We start from the raw sequence: 15384 nt of genomic DNA, 5'->3' as shown, positions 1-15384 counted from the left end.
GATATGATTTAATTTTCGCATTGATTCTTTAATAGGAATTGTATGAGCCAGGCACCGACCGCATTAATTGTTGATGATGAACCAGACATTCTTCAACTTCTGGGGATCACTTTGTCTCGCATGAATGTCAATGCAAAAAAGGCGGAAAGTCTCACCCAAGCTTACCAGCTGCTCAAACAGAATGAATTTGATATTTGCCTGACGGATATGCGGCTACCAGACGGAGATGGAATAGAGCTGATCGAACATATCCAAACTAACAATCCAGAACTGCCTGTTGCACTTATTACCGCTCATGGGAACATGGAAATAGCAATTGAAGCAATGAAAGCAGGAGCGTTTGATTTCTTATCTAAGCCGGTTGATCTAAATGCACTCAAAAACCTGGTGACGACTGCACTCAAATTAAAAACCAGCCAAGCACCGAGTGAGTCAGATAAAAAGCCTATAAAAGGTAGAAAACAGCTTATCGGTGAAACGCCCATAATGAAGCAGTTGAAGCAAACTATTCTAAAGTTAGCACGAAGCCAGGCCCCCGTATATATTAATGGAGAGTCCGGCACAGGTAAGGAACTTGTCGCTAAGCTAATTCACTATAAAGGACCAAGAGCAGATAAGCCTTTTGTTCCAGTCAACTGCGGCGCCATTCCTTCCGAATTGATGGAAAGCGAGTTTTTTGGTCATAAAAAGGGAAGTTTTACCGGCGCTATAGCTGACAAAAAAGGCCTGTTTCAACAAGCCAATGGCGGAACTCTTTTTCTTGATGAAGTGGCTGACTTACCGGTCAACATGCAGGTTAAACTTCTGCGCGCCATTCAAGAGAAATCAATACGACCTATTGGTAGCGAAACTGAAGTGCCTATTGATGTTCGTATTTTGAGTGCAAGTCATAAAGACCTGATAAAGTTAGTCGAAAAGGAAGCCTTCAGACAAGATCTATTCTATCGGATCAATGTGATAGAAATCAGAGTTCCATCTCTAAGAGAAAGAGTCGAAGATATACCCAGTCTGGTAAAGTTTTTGCTAGAACAGATTAGTCGCTCACAGAGCATGAAGACTCCGGGTATCTCTCAAGCCGCTATAAACAAACTAAAATCCTATGATTTTCCCGGCAATATTCGAGAGCTTGAAAATATTCTGGAAAGAGCAGTTACTTTATCTTTTGGTGAAGATATTGAAGAGGAAGATCTTAATATTCAATCTACTCTCTCTCATTCAGCTAATGAATCGGAATTCCTCAGCAAGGATATACATGATTCAAACGCACCTTCCTGGCGAGGAGAACAATCTCTTGATAAATATCTGGAACTCATTGAGATTAATGAAATTCAAAAAGCGCTAAACGAAGCGAAGGGAAACAAAACTCAGGCAGCCAAATTACTTGGAATCAGTTTTAGAGCACTGAGGTACAAATTAAAAAAGCTTGAACTAGATTAGAGCGCAAGCATATTTCCTACAAATATTAAGATATTTCTGACGCTCTAAATCTGGGTTGTCTCCGTTTCCACTCAGATAACTCCTCTATTCGTTATCTTCCTAATAAGGCTAGAATAGTTTCGCTGGCCGAGAAAAAATAAAAAGGAAAGAAAATGAATCAATATAATCAGAGAGGGATCACTTTAATTGACCTTATGCTTACAATTAGTATCATCGGAATCTTGCTGGGGTATGGACTACCAGCCTTTGATGAACTAATCGCACGCAACAAAATGCTTGCCTCCATATCCCAACTAAAAGCATCTCTTCAGTTAGGACGAAAAATAGCAATCAATGAACAAAAGAAAGTTACCGTTTGTCCCTTATCAAATACAACTAATTGCGGTAACAACTGGTCGGATGGATACCAGGTATTTGTGGACTCTAACGGAGATAACACAATCAATGAAAATGATCGCCTGCTGCAAAAAGCAGAAAATACTCTAGAAGATATAACGATCGATTGGAACGCTTTCGGAAACCGACCTACATTTCAATGGCATGAAACAGGGATAACTAATCACCAAAATGGTTATTTTAAACTTTGTTATCGAGAGCGAATCAGATTATCCAGAGCCCTCATTATTTCTAAATCGGGTCGAATACGGCATTCACAAGACTCGAACGGAAATGATATCCACGAAACTTCCAGTGGTAGTGATATTCAATGCAATTAGTGGCTCAGCCGCTATGTCTATGTAGCTCCACATCCAGCATACAACGAAATGCCAGCCCAGCTACAACGAAGACAGTGCTGGGCCCGGAGGAAAAGCTTATACCTAATGAGATTACTTGCCGGGTTGATAAACTTTGACGCTCAGCCCTTTTTGAATCAGCTCTTCCGCTTGCAGCTGACTCATTACGCCTTTATCGCAATACAAGAGATAAGTGGTTCCCTGTTCAAGATCACTGCAGCTGGCTAACTTAAAAAACGGGATCTCAACAACCTTATTTTTTGTCAATCTAAGTGGACTAGCAGCCGACTCATGAGGGTGCCGAATATCAATGATAATGTCATCACCACCAGGCATGTTCACAACTTCAACATCTTCTATATTTTGCGAACTCTGATATAGCTCATCAATATTTTCAACCTTACGGTTTTCAAATGCCTGCTCTAGAACATCGAAGTCAAAGTTACCCTCTTCTTCTTCAATTCTTCCTAACTTTGCACATGTCGTAGGCTTGTCAGAAATAACACCACAATACTCTGGCATTACCTTGGCAAACTCCTCAGAACCTGACTCTCGAGATAATGAAATGATATCCTGCTTGTCCATCGAAATTAATGGACGCATTGTCAGGTAATCAGTTGCCTTGTCGATTACGGCCAGGTTAGTGAGAGTTTGACTTGAGACTTGCCCCACACATTCTCCGGTAACTAAAGCTGGTGCATTAAATTCTTTTGCCACTTTCTCTGCAACTCTTAGCATCATTCGCTTTAGAACGACTCCCATTTGGCTATGATGCACCTTTTCCAGAATTTCGCTAACGACCGCTTCAAACGGAATAGTGATAAAGAGTACTCTGTGAGATGATGAGTACCTTTCCCATAAATAGTGTGCTACTTGTTTTACTCCAACTTCATGCGCCATCCCGCCTAAATTGAAGAAACAAAAGTGAGTTCTAAGTCCACGCTTCATCATCAGGTAACTGGCTACAGATGAATCATATCCACCGGAAATCAGACTCACACAAGACTCTTGCTGACCCATCGGAAAACCACCTAAACCGTTGGTACGAGACTCAATCGTGTAAAGCTTATCCTGCTTGACCTCGAGCTGGACAGTTACGTCTGGATCTTTAAGCTTAACACCTGCCGCCTCGCTATTGTGCAGCAATGCTCCTCCAGCTTTTTGTTCAATTTGAGTTGAATTGAAGGTGTGGCGTCCGCTACGCTTAACTCGTACACAAAATGTCTTACCCTTAACCAGATCTGCAAACTCAGCGATAGTTATATTTGCAATATCTTCGAGTGTTTGAAACTCATGCGTTTTAACCCTAAGGATAAAATCTATTCCAGGTGTATTTCTTAACCTTTCAAGGATTTGTGAAGCAATAAACTCTTCTTGTCCTGGGTCATTGATTGCCTCTCCACTTAACCGTACCTCAACAAAATCCCAGGCTCCGGCGACTACTATGTCATGGTGGATTGGTTCCAGGATCTTTTTAAGGTTCTTTTTAAGCTGAGCGATTAGACGCTTTCTAACCGGCTTACTTTTTACGATAATTTCTGGAAATAATTTAATTACAAATTTCATATAGCAACTCAACCCCAACAGTCTGAAGGGTAAATATTTAAAGACAACTCGAGGAAAAGCGGCCGGAAAGAAGAATAGCCACCATTCGCTAAAAATGGCGGCTATTCTAGCGGAAAAGAGCACAAATTACACTAACAAGCTATCAGCTCTATACAAAGATTATTGAACTGGACCGGCAGCGTTATTGGAGGAAACCATTTTAGATTAGGTACTAGTATTTGCAGATACTTGTCAAATCTAATCCGGACAGCGAAAGTATTCCCTACTAGCTAATTCAATTATCATGCTCGTATCAGACCAACAAACTGGCCTTCAATCGCGAGATTTTCAGCCGGGAGGATAATAGGCTCATAATTTTCGTTAGCAGGCTGTAAAACGGCATTGTTTCCCTGTCTTTCCAAGCGCTTAACAGTCACGTCATCATCAATTCGAGCAACCACGATTTGCCCAACCTCAGCGGTATTTGATTTACGAACAGCAATTAAGTCACCGTCTAGAATTCCCTCATCAATCATACTGTCCCCCCTAACTCGTAATAAAAAAGTCGGTTTCTTGCGTTTCAGTACTTCGGGAATAGTGATATAACACTCTACATTTTCAACAGCTTCAATTGGCAATCCGGCAGCAACAGAACCAACTAGTGGCAATTCATTGTCGTTTGTTTCCAGTATCCTTATTCCGCGGGGCTTATCAGGATAAATTTTAATAACGTTCTTCTTTTCAAGGGCTTTTAGGTGATCTGCGGCAGCTTTTGATGAGCTAACACCTATTAATTCGGCAAGCTCCACATGGGTCGGCGCAATACCATAACTGTCTACATAGTCCTTAAGAACTTCAAAAACCTCAGCTTGTCTTTGTGTTAGCTCTTTCACCATTTATCTCCTCTGGCAACAACCCTTCTAACGTAAAGGAATCAGTCTCATCAATAGTGCTTTGTCTGGCAGCTCTTTCTGAAACAACGAGTTAGCTGTGTACAAAGCCTGACTCCCTTGAAGTATCTCTTTTGATTAATTACTAACGTTCTAACTTACTCTTTAATTTCTGAACGATACTTTTGCAATCAGGAAGCACAACACCTGAATCACTACTATTTGAATAAATAGTAATCTAATTTTATATACTACGCAAGTAATTAGTATTACTGCTCGATTTTGAGCAGGTAAAGCTCAAAATATGGCTAAACCAATAAAGAGATAAATTGTCCCAGGAATTACCTGAGCGGTGGATTTTCTATCAGGATTGCTAGTTGATACGTTTTTCTATTGAAAACATAATCTGAGGTTTTCTCAACTCTCTAAGACCAACTTTATCAAGCGACCAGGTACTTGTCTGATAGTTGGAATACTCCATTATTGAGTAGCCTTTCAGGGTAATGCGGTAAATGGCAGGAATAGTATTTTTATATCGATTGCTCTTTTGAGGAGTACTTCTTTCAAACAATTTGGTTCGAGTAAAGTCTAACGCTTTGGATGGGGCTCTGCTTGTGAACAAAGAAATTTCAGGACGGATTGTGTCAGACTTATTACTATAACTTGGCTGAGAAGAAAGGCTTAATTCAATACCGCCAAAACTTGTCATAGTCGTTACTTTTGCATCACGAAAGTTAACCGAGAACTCAGTTTCCTTTGAATAGCAATTCAGACAGTTAAGCGCCAAGGCAAGACAGAAAGTCAACAGAACGCTTTTACAAGATGCTAATTGAATATACTTCATTAAGGTTACCTCTTTCACCAATACAACAGTAAGAAGTCCTTTAATTCTTTGACCTTCCCCTCTTTTGTCTTATTTATGAGTATTTTGTCAAAACTTGATAAAACAAACTATTTTAGGTCAATCAGTAGAGTTTTATGTAAAACATAAACTTTACAACTACAATACTACCAGAAAATGTTCATTTTTCATCCGCTTCATTCTGATACTGTGAAACAGTACACATGAAGTATTTGACTCGCGAATTAATCCCTCTTCAAAAAAGAGTCTATCTATTTGATAAATAAAAAGTTTCAATGAAACTCTTAAAGAGATTAGACCAGCTATAAAAATGACTCAAATTCTTCAAACGCATTTTGTAGTTTTTTGGCTGAAATACCGCCTTTTGTTTTAATTCCATGTGAAAACAAACTTATTCTGTACTCTTCAAGCATCCAAAAGAGTCTGACTGCATCATAATAGTAGCGATTTTCACTATCCAATTTTTCAACTGAGAGCCACCAGTTCCACCATTCCTGCCATATATCCAACGCTGCCTTTTCTTTTGGGTAGTTTTCATTAATACGTTTGATTCGAGCCATTATTCCCCTGTGATAACGCTGGTAATCGTCAATTTTAAGCTTCTCAACCGATAACAGTAGTTCTTTGCTCCAGAGCCTCCTCAACTGCTCTCTCATATCCTTAATTGATTGACTAAAGATCTTCTCATTCAATGCGGAAATCTGGGAGTAGACTTTTTCCCTCAACCTTATTAAAGGTAAAATTTCATTGAGCAACTCAGACATCATTCCCGATATTGTCTGTGCAAAGTGCTCACTAGCCTGCGAAAACACCTTTTGTTGATCAATCACCGTCTCTCCTACTAGCTGACGAGCGCAAGATAGACATAAAATATCAAACAGTGCCCTAAATCCGTCAAAACGGATACAGAGTCTTTCTAACTCCACTTTATCCGGCCACGAATTAAATAGCTTGTTTACCAGTGTATGATTTTCAAGAATCAGTAAACGAGCAACACCGAGTTTGTGAGCTCTTAGTGCTGCACATTTGGTGGCGAAAGTCTCAGTAACAACGGCAGTTCCTCTATCAACCAATGCCTGAAAAATTCGGCTTTCGACGCCTTTGATTTTCTCAACTTTCTCAATTTCAAAGTGTTTAAAATTCCAGCTAGTCGTCCTCAAATCAGAAATTGTATTCAAGCTAGTCCCTTTTTTACTGACCTGAGTCGCTTTCAATTTCTCAAGGGATTGCCAAACATTTGCTTTACCACTAGCTAAGGGTAAGTATTTCATCTTCAAGTGTTGCGGTAAACTATCAGAATCAAACAGCTCAGTTGATACAGGCTCTCCAAGGATTCGTTGAAGTACCTGTGACAGAGCTTCAAAAAAACCGACGCTATTTTTATCAAAATCGTAAAGCTCTTTTACACATTTTTGTGCGGTCTCCTTAATTGGAATGAGACGCTTCCTCAATACCTTGGGCAGAGACTTTATTGAAGCAGTGACCTTTTCTTCCAGGTAACCGGGAACCAGCCAATCAAAATCTTTTTCATTAAACTGATTAACCATTACCGGTGGTATCAAAACAGATACACCATCTTCTTGACTACCTGGAGCAAAAGTATATTTAACATTTAACTCAACTCCCCTGACTTCTATAACACTTGGAAAGTCTTCTTCATTGCCACCAAGATTTTGTCTTAATGCTTCAATGCTAAATGATAGGTCTCTGTTTCTTTTCTTGAAGTCTTTTCTTAACCATTTTCTCAGTCCAGTAATACTAACGATATGCTCAGGAAGCTTTTCGCTATATAAAGAAGCTAAACTCTTTTGATCAATTCGGATATTTTCCTGCCTGAGCTTATGCTCTTCCGCTTCAAGAGTTTTCAACTTATCAAGATTAGCTTTAAGAAATGGAAAGTCGGCTTTAACTTCTCCACTCGCCAAACCATCATGCAAAAATATTTCTCTGGCCTTTTCCGGATCAACGCTTGAATAATCCACCAGCCGTCTATTTACAACTGGTATTCCCAGTAATGACTGATTGAGAAAAGCACTAACTTGTCCGGCTGATTTTCGCCAGTGAATATCCATATAGTTACTTTTCATTAGATGAGTCGCATACTGCTCAATCCACTCCGCTTTGATCGGGCAGTTCATTCGAGCATAAAGCTTCTCCGTTTCAATCATTTCCGCGGATAAAAGAATTTGTAAAGACTTTTTAAAAGCTAAAGAAGAGGGATGAACCCAAACTTTCAGACCACGTGGACCTTGATAATAAATTTCTTGTGTTTTTATAAAGATATGACTAATAAAACCTGGTACCAATGCTTTGTGAACTTCATCTTCATGTGATTCTCCCTGGCTTACTTTCACTCCAATTTGTTCCACCGCCTCTTTTAACTGGAAGTAGACTCGTCTCCATTCTAACCATCCCAGGAAGTTGATTAAATTATTGTTACACCAGACCTTAAACTGGTTTGAAGAAAGCTTGCTTTTTTCTTCTTCCAGAGTATTCCACAAGTTAATAGCAGTTAGTATATCCGAGTTCTTCTGATTGTATTTACTATGCAGTTGATCCGCCTTTTGCTGCTTATCATGCGGACGCATGCGAACTTCTTTTACACTCATTAGTGAACAGATAATTAGCATTTCATTAACAGCAGCTAACCCCGGGTCCGCCAATATTCTCGCCAATTGGGGATCTACCGGAAGTTTGGCCATCACGCGTCCAATCTTGGTAATATTTTCTTCTTTATCTATCGCTCCTAACTCAAAAAGACTATTAAAAGCAACTCGCCAAGCTCTTTCGGAAGGGCTTTCAATAAAAGGAAAATTTTCAACTTGTGCGACACCTAAAGCCTTCAACCTGAGGACAACTGAGGCTAGGTTTGTTCTTCTGATTTCCGGTGGAGTAAACTCTTCTCTTGACTGAAAATCTTCCTCTGAATACAGCCTGATACAAATCCCGGGCGCAATTCTGCCGCACCTTCCCTTTCGCTGGTCAGCACTGGCTCTGGAGACTTTTTCAACCGGTAATTGAAGAATTTTACTTCGCTGACTAAATCGACTAATTCGAGCTGTACCAATATCGATGACAAAAATGATTCCGGGAACAGTTAAAGAAGTTTCGGCGACGTTTGTTGAAACAATAATCTTTCGCTTACCTGAATCTTTGAAAATTCTTTGCTGCTCATTAATCGACAAGCGAGCGTACAAGGGCAGTAATTCGGTCCCTGAGAGATTAAGCTTTTTTAAATGATTGATGATCGACTTAATTTGCCCTTCACCATCAGCAAAAATGAGAATATTGCCGCTAGACTCAGCAAAACACTCATCAACAGCATTGGCAATCCCTAATAACAAGGGATCATCGTTCCCACTCTCCTCCAACTCATCAAAAGGACGATACCTTACCTCTACCGGATAGCTACGCCCCTCAACTTCCACGATAGGTGCACCGCCGAAGCCAATAGCAAACTTCTCAGGATCTATAGTCGCTGAGGTAATAATAATTCTAAGCTCTTTTCTCTTTTTAAGGATTTTTCGTAGGAAGCCGAGCAAAAAATCAATATTTAGACTTCTTTCATGGGCTTCATCAATAATAATTACTTCATAGTTCAGCAGTAGCGGGTCTTGCTCAATTTCAGATAATAAAACGCCGTCGGTCATCAGTTTGATTCGGGTATTGTTGCTAACTTTGCTGTTAAATCGAATAGAATATCCAACTGCTTCCCCTAACGGGGTCGACATTTCTTCCGCAATACGCCGAGCGACGCTAGTAGCAGCTACTCGACGCGGCTGAGTATGAGCGATCAGTCCCCTCCGCCCAAACCCAGCTCGGACACAAATTTTTGGTAGTTGTGTCGTTTTACCACACCCAGTTTCACCGGCGACTACCACAACCTGGTTGGTCTGCAGAAGCTGGACAATCTCAGCAGCTTTGTGCGCGATAGGAAGATCTGAGGGAATATTGAGCTTTTCTGGCCCAATACGGTTTGCATCAGTCCTGGCTTTCGACTTTTCCAGCAGTTGCTTTAGCTTTTCATCAAGCTGGTCTGCTGCCAGTCCTTTTTTCTTTCGAGCCTGGATAGCACTTGCCAGCTTTTTAACCTTTGGGATATCCCGACATTGAATTTGCGATAAGTCCATCATTAACACGGATTAAAAATTTCAGGCCATAAACTTCAATCTCTTTGCAGGTGCAAAATTTGAGCATGAAGCGTCTGGCAATTGATTAGACGTTAATACGACCTGGTTTATCCAGGATAGTCAGTTCTATTTGAATATCTAATATTCTGCTCACAAAAAAGCCCGCTTAAGCGGGCTTTTATAAGCTTTCCGCTTTACCTAGCTCTGCCAAAAAGCATGAGGCGCTTTTAACTCACCAATGAAGTCAGCTACCGGGCGATAAAAATCCTTGTCTTCCCAATAACCGGTATGGCAAGCAGGATTCCAGGAAGTTGCGGCACTTCCAACATTAATCTCAAAGTCTCCATGTACATACTCATTGTACTCTTCAGATAGCCCCTTAAGTGGGTAGGCAACGATATCATCCTTATCATAGAAGTTGTACCAACGAGCACGCTTCTTCATATCATCGTCTAGTGCTTCACCGACAATATTACATGGCTTACCCAGAATTGAATCTGCAGACTCAAGCGCGTAGAGGCCCAATGGGTTACCAAAAGTGATATATCCAGCCAGTGTCTTCATAGATTCAAAATTTGATATTTCAGACTCAGATTTTTGCATTTCTCGGATATAGTGAGTCATCATCACTCCACCGTAAGAGTGTGCCAGTATAACCAGTGGAGTCTCATTCTGGTCAACACGTCTATGCGAAGCAAACTTGCGTAATCCGTCTCGAATTCGATTGTTTATTTGCTCGTATATTTCAGTGCCTGGACGATAAAGCAGCGCCAATGCCTGAGCGTCAGTCATTATTGAACGCAAATTTTGATACGCAAGATCACCTTTATAATTTACTCTATCGCGGAAACTGGTTAACTCTTCTTTAACCAGGTCACCCCAGTAAATCTCATGGAACAGCAACTCATCTTCCAAACGGCCTTCAGCCGCCTTTACATATTCTTCTGTTATACGATGCTTTAACTCTACTGAATAAAACTCATCTTCGCTACCTAAGCCATGAACAACTGCTATTGCGAGCCTTTTCATTTTTGTCCCTCTTTGCCGAACATTTAGTCAAATTCTTATTGAATATCAATATCATAATTGATAAAGGGAGAATTAGCTAGTCAACAGGAATACAATCATGGAAATCAACCAGAATTAGGCTTGGTCGAGTAGAAATATAGTGAACTTTAACTCTTGCGATAAGATAGAAACTGAAGCTTTGAATATTAAAACATGACACAACTAAGACTCTGACACTAGAAGAAAAAATGGCGGAGTGGACGGGACTCGAACCCGCGACCCCCGGCGTGACAGGCCGGTATTCTAACCAGCTGAACTACCACTCCGCACCGGTGTAGCCCTTGATAAGAAACCTGTTCAGATTTGTTTCTTGGCTACTGCGTGTCAGCGGGCGCCATAATACGAGCAGCCCCCCTAAGTGTCAACGAAAAATTTAAAAAAATTTCATTTTTTTTAAAATTTCCTATTTTTTGTTTATTTTTTATTCTTTTTGTTTAAATATCATGCGGTTTTTCGTCTCCACTTTCAGCGAAGGCGTCGTCCCAGGAAGGCTCTTCATCTTCCTCATCATCTTCAATATCTTCAGAAATTCCTAATTCCAGCTCATCTAAAGCACTATCAATATCATCTAGCTCACTATCAATAGAAAAATCGAGCTCATCATCGTCTTTTGTATCAGTGCTCGAGGCTGTTTCAGTTTCATCTAGTTCGCTTTCCCCCGCTTCAGATTTGCTCTCAGAATCCGCTTCCATCTCGGAATCTTCCTCAAAGTCTTCTACAGGCTCATCTTCAACTTCAGCCTCATCTTCCTCGAAAGAGTCGACATCTATCTCTTCCATGACCAGGTCATCTTCTACAGCTTCTTCTGTTTCCTCCAAAATATCAGCCGCACTCTCCGCAAATGCATCAAAACCATCTAGCTCATCCTCTTCCTCAGGATCAGCACTAAAATCTTCACTAGCAGATTTTCCTGAGAAAGACTCCATTGCAGTTATTATTTGGTCTACAGACATTTCGGTTTCAGGAACTTCCTCACCAAACATAGAACTAAACTCAGCAAAAATATTATTTAGTGTCGTCAAGGTCACATGAACTTCGTGCTTCAGGCTCTTAATCTCACTCTTAAGCTCATCGATATCAATTTCTTCCTCGTGAATTTCTACTTCAGCTGTATCACTACTCGGAACCTGAACTTCGAGATCATGATACATCTTGGCAATGCGGTTTAAATCATCTTCAAGACCAACAACCGCCTCCATATTTTTATCAAGCAAAACACTAATCAAGTTTCTAACCAGAAACTTACGTTCGTTGATCATCTTTTTACTTTGCTTTTTGGCCGCGGTTTCTTCAATTCCGAGCTTCTGAGTCAGAAAACTTAGCAGCATAGCTTTCTGTGACTCTTCACCATTTTTTACGCGTAAAATAAGACTTCTTACCGCTTCTTTATTCTTTTTTCTTGCCCTGACCATAATTATGATGAGGACAATACTCAAAGTTAGAAACGGAAGTACTGCTTCCAGAACGATTAGCCATGAAAAAACTTGGTCACTCATATCTATTCACCGCTCCACTGCATATTCATTCTAGTTTTTATCTTCAGAATCATCATCTTCATCATCTTCATCAATCCCCAACTGGTCTGCCATTAGCGCACTACTCTGATGGCTTTTCTTCTTAATCAGTTTCCAACCTAAAAATCCTAATAAAGCCAAAATCAGATTTGCCCCCAATCCCAGATAAACCCAAAACATCCAGTCTATACTTTCTTCTTTAGGCTCTTTAACCGGTTGATTTGCGGGCTCTTCCACCTTGTCAACAACTTCATTTTTTGGCTCTTCTTCAATCGTTTCTTCCTTGTCAGCGCCATCGTCCGCTTGTTTTAAATCTGGTAATGGTTCTGGCTCTGGCTCTGGCTCTTTAGCTTGCTGCGCCAAATACTCTTTCGTCGGTAAGGCTTCAAATACTATTTCTGCCGGAGAAACAGAAAATGGTCTTCCCAAGATTGAGCTACCTTTAATATCCAGGGCAATTCTATAATTTCCACCAGAAGGTTCCGCCTTTATTTCAAGTGGCACATTAAAGTCATCAAGTCCTATGTATTGCTTTTCAGCACTTGGATGCGTAATTGTGAGATTAACTTTTAATGTATCCGCTCTTACGATATCGTCCCTGACTTTAAAATAAATCTTATGTGGCATGTCATTGGAGTCAGAAAGTTCAAGCTCATGAGTTAAAGGGTTGCCGTATATATTAATTGCATGCTTTCTTGTCCGTTCGAATGTTGGACTTCTTATATCCAACGTTAAATTAAGAACACCTTCAAAATCATCAGTATAGAAATTTTGCTTAAAGCTGTTCTCTCCTCCATCGAAAAACATTGCCAATCGGTTTGACTGTCCATTTTTGTCCTGAATTAACTTAGCCTCAACTAGATTTAAAAAGTCCTTTTTCTTTATCTGGTTACCATCTTCAAGTAATGCAACTTGATAATTGATGGCTTCACCAGCGAGTAAATTGTTGGGAACTTTATCAACTTGCAATCCCAGCTTACTTACGACCATGACGCGATTATCAGGATCCACATCTGCATCTATTTTCCATTCTCCAACTTGTGGCGACTTAATCGTGATCAAATCATAGGAGTCAGTAGAAAACCAACGGACGGTTCCATCACTCGAAGCTTGTGAAACTGACTGCCCATCAGGGTTTTCGAGCTTGGCTTTATCCTTTGCCTGTCGCTTGAATATTAGCAAGGTCATCTCTTCAACGCTCGCATCAACTTTGAAGCGATTGTCAGTCAAAGGAAGACTGTCGCGGTCAGTCGACTGCTCAAAAATTTTCAAAAATACTCGTTGTAATTCTTCAGCTGAATCAACCGCCTGATACCAGCCATCGGTTTGATTTGATAGTGCCTTTAGTAACTCGTGGTCTGCATTTTGAGATAGTGCAATAGTATGAATGGCAACTTTGGCCTCGACTAATTTAGGAAGTATTTTGTTTAGAATCTTCTCTCGCTCGAGAGCATTGACTTTTGAATCTTTTGAAATATCAACCATTCCATCAGTCAATAAGATTATACTACGCTTCTCGTCTGGGTTAGGGGTAGAGAAACCATAGCTTGCTTTCTCAAGAACTCCACCAATATTGGTATAGAGCCCGGCAGAATTAATCTTTTTGGCGGTTGCAGTTGCTTTCTTTTGCCAGGAGCTGTCGACAGTCGCCAGAGGAACCATCATATTTACATACCGGCCAAAAGCCCATACTCCCGCCTCAGCCCCCTGCGGCATCAAATTAGTTACTAGTTGAAGAGCTGGTACCCGTAAGTTATTGGGGTCGTTTTTCTTCATACTTCCAGAAATATCAATTAACAGGCGAACATCCGGCTTAGGTTGTTTCGCCAGAGCAACGCCAGTGAGACAACAGGTTCCACCTGCTATCATTAGCAGAAAAGTTGCGAGTCTTTTTAATTTTGTCATTAATATGCTGCCTGCAAGCGCTCGTATTTACTAGTCTAGTTTAGCTGAATTTTGATTATTTTCCATATTATTCAGTGAGATAGCTAGCATTTCTGGAGTAATGGTGAAGCTGTTCTCAGCTAGAGAAACACATTCTTTGAGCCATGGAAGATCTCTTAGCTTGATCAGCATCAACCGTTTACTACGCAGTCAGGGCTAGTATGACTAAAAGGCGCAATAAAATGCTGAATATAATCACTCATGGAGAAGACCAAATGATTACCGTCGAAGACATTATGACCAGAAACCCAGAAAGTCTGTCTCGATACAATAGCTTAAGCGACGCTCGAAAGTTGATGACAGAAAAACACTTTCGCCATATCCCAATAGTTGACGATAACGGTGAGCTTATTGGCTTGGTAACTCAACGGAATGTGCTTGCTCATGGGATAGCTTCGCAAGATTTTGCCGATGCTGAAGAACTGGATAAGATAGAACAAGGCACACTATTGGCTGACATAATGACCGCAAAGCTGGTTACTGTCTTACCCGAGGTAAAAATTGCCAGCGCTGCTCAACTAGTGCATAAACACAAATTTGGTTGCCTTCCTGTAGTCGACAGTGACAACAAGCTGGTTGGAATCATTACAGATCATGACTTTGTAGAAATAACGATCCAGTTACTGGAAATGATGGAGTCAACCGAGCCAATGGACTTTGATGACTAATAGAGTCTGTCAGCTGATATAGGCTGTTAGGTGACAATACCCGTTTGGAAGAGCCCTTATGAAACAGGGCTTTTCTGATAAATCCACTAGTCTTTATCAAAATATTCATCTTCAACAATATAGTCTTCAATATCATCTTCGTTGATATCAGCTTCACTAATTACTTTTCCGGTAACCGCTCGCCCTGCTAATTTTGTAGAGTCAGGTTTTCCAGTTTCGAGTGGGTGCCACTCGGGTAAAGGCTTTCCATTGGCCAAAAGTTTGTAACCGCAGGTATTGGGAAACCACTCTAGTGCCTTCGCGTTTTCTGGAGTAACTTTTATACAATCAGGAACATAGGTATGACGTTCAGAGTAAACTGTACAGCTACACTCTTGGGTATCAAGGTACTGGCAGACGATATTAGTTTTAAACAGTTCGCCGGTGTCATCATCAATTAATTTATGGGCGCAACATTGACAACAGCCATCACAAATAGACTCCCATTGCTTCTCACTAAGCTCGGTTAGAGGAATTCGTTCCCAAAACCGAGTATCACTGGAGTTATCATTCATAAGAAGAATACTTCGACTTTGAGAGAATCAAAAGGTTA

Annotated in this window: 11 protein-coding genes and 1 tRNA gene; 3 read left to right on the top strand and 9 right to left on the bottom strand. The window is 40.5% G+C overall.

Annotated elements, in window-relative coordinates:
* The first annotated feature begins 42 nt into the window (after positions 1-42).
* Together IYN84_RS03180 and IYN84_RS03175 are read left to right on the top strand one after the other, a co-directional pair.
* Positions 43-1437: a sigma-54 dependent transcriptional regulator gene (locus IYN84_RS03180; protein WP_196137713.1), complete on the top strand. Its 1395-nt coding sequence runs from the start codon at positions 43-45 to the stop codon at positions 1435-1437.
* A gap of 152 nt (positions 1438-1589) precedes the next feature.
* The gene (locus IYN84_RS03175) at positions 1590-2153 is read left to right on the top strand and encodes a GspH/FimT family pseudopilin (RefSeq protein ID WP_196137712.1); all 564 of its coding nucleotides are present in this window, start codon (positions 1590-1592) and stop codon (positions 2151-2153) included.
* A 111-nt stretch (positions 2154-2264) separates the two neighbouring features.
* Here the strand turns inward: IYN84_RS03175 and thiI are convergent, their stop codons facing one another.
* The 8 genes from thiI to IYN84_RS03135 all read right to left on the bottom strand — a co-directional run bounded on the left by thiI (position 2265) and on the right by IYN84_RS03135 (position 14085).
* Positions 2265-3737, bottom strand: a complete 1473-nt coding sequence (gene thiI / locus IYN84_RS03170; protein WP_196137711.1) for a tRNA uracil 4-sulfurtransferase ThiI — start codon at positions 3735-3737, stop codon at positions 2265-2267.
* Positions 3738-4018: 281 nt separating this feature from the next.
* Positions 4019-4612 carry a transcriptional repressor LexA gene (lexA, locus tag IYN84_RS03165; RefSeq protein ID WP_196137710.1) on the bottom strand — a complete coding sequence of 198 codons (594 nt, stop codon included), beginning with the start codon at positions 4610-4612 and terminating at the stop codon, positions 4019-4021.
* Positions 4613-4979: 367 nt separating this feature from the next.
* Positions 4980-5450 (bottom strand): hypothetical protein, encoded by a 471-nt coding sequence (locus IYN84_RS03160; protein ID WP_196137709.1) that lies wholly within the window; start codon positions 5448-5450, stop codon positions 4980-4982.
* A 320-nt stretch (positions 5451-5770) separates the two neighbouring features.
* A complete protein-coding gene (gene hrpA / locus IYN84_RS03155) occupies positions 5771-9601 on the bottom strand; it encodes an ATP-dependent RNA helicase HrpA (protein WP_210330280.1) in 3831 nt (1276 codons plus the stop codon).
* Positions 9602-9796: 195 nt separating this feature from the next.
* Positions 9797-10627 (bottom strand): hypothetical protein, encoded by an 831-nt coding sequence (locus IYN84_RS03150; RefSeq protein ID WP_196137707.1) that lies wholly within the window; start codon positions 10625-10627, stop codon positions 9797-9799.
* Positions 10628-10855: 228 nt separating this feature from the next.
* A tRNA-Asp gene (locus IYN84_RS03145) sits at positions 10856-10932 on the bottom strand.
* 168 nt (positions 10933-11100) lie between these two features.
* Positions 11101-12162, bottom strand: coding sequence for a hypothetical protein (locus IYN84_RS03140; RefSeq protein WP_196137706.1), 1062 nt, complete (start codon positions 12160-12162; stop codon positions 11101-11103).
* 30 nt (positions 12163-12192) lie between these two features.
* Positions 12193-14085, bottom strand: coding sequence for a VWA domain-containing protein (locus tag IYN84_RS03135; protein ID WP_196137705.1), 1893 nt, complete (start codon positions 14083-14085; stop codon positions 12193-12195).
* A 221-nt stretch (positions 14086-14306) separates the two neighbouring features.
* On the opposite strand from IYN84_RS03135, the gene IYN84_RS03130 reads away from it, so the two are divergent.
* Positions 14307-14792 carry an HPP family protein gene (locus IYN84_RS03130; RefSeq protein WP_196137704.1) on the top strand — a complete coding sequence of 162 codons (486 nt, stop codon included), beginning with the start codon at positions 14307-14309 and terminating at the stop codon, positions 14790-14792.
* Between the two features lie 86 nt (positions 14793-14878).
* On the opposite strand, the gene IYN84_RS03125 is transcribed toward IYN84_RS03130, so the two are convergent.
* Complete coding sequence (locus IYN84_RS03125) at positions 14879-15346, bottom strand: YcgN family cysteine cluster protein (protein WP_196137703.1); 468 nt, start codon at positions 15344-15346, stop codon at positions 14879-14881.
* Positions 15347-15384: the final 38 nt, after the last annotated feature.

It is taken from the genome of Aliikangiella sp. G2MR2-5, from assembly GCF_015687155.1.
In the GTDB taxonomy this organism is placed as follows: Bacteria; Pseudomonadota; Gammaproteobacteria; order Enterobacterales; family Kangiellaceae; genus Aliikangiella.
Note: the sequence above shows the minus strand (reverse complement) of the source record. Positions and strands in the feature narration are given on the sequence as shown.